Annotated in this window: 1 pseudogene; it reads left to right on the top strand. The window is 63.1% G+C overall.

Annotated features, from left to right (window positions below):
• Positions 1-158, top strand: a pseudogene (locus EN859_RS40105) (phosphodiesterase); the annotation flags it as partial.
• Positions 159-309 lie beyond the last annotated feature (151 nt).

Below are 309 nucleotides of genomic sequence, written 5' to 3'. Positions count from 1 at the left end.
CCGAATTCCGCCGCAACCCGTTCCATGAGGAAGCGGTGCGCGTGCGCATCTGGGACGAAGGCGGCAAGGTAGCCGGCATGAAGACGCGAGCCTTTCGCGACTACGTGCCGCTGCTGGAACGGGTGGTGCGAAAATTCGCGAAGGAAATGACGGCCTAATGTCCCGAAGGAAGGCTGGGTGCGTCCACGCGATGTGTCAACTTTGGCCGTTGACAGCGGCGCGCCACCGCCCTTATTGTCCGCGCCCATGAAAACGGCACTCATTCTCGTAGGCAGGCGCGTGGGCAAGGCGGTGTAACCGCCGGGCGAA

The sequence above is a fragment of the Mesorhizobium sp. M00.F.Ca.ET.216.01.1.1 genome, assembly GCF_004010325.2.
Taxonomy (GTDB): Bacteria; Pseudomonadota; Alphaproteobacteria; order Rhizobiales; family Rhizobiaceae; genus Mesorhizobium.
This window is presented reverse-complemented; position numbering and strand designations above follow the sequence as displayed.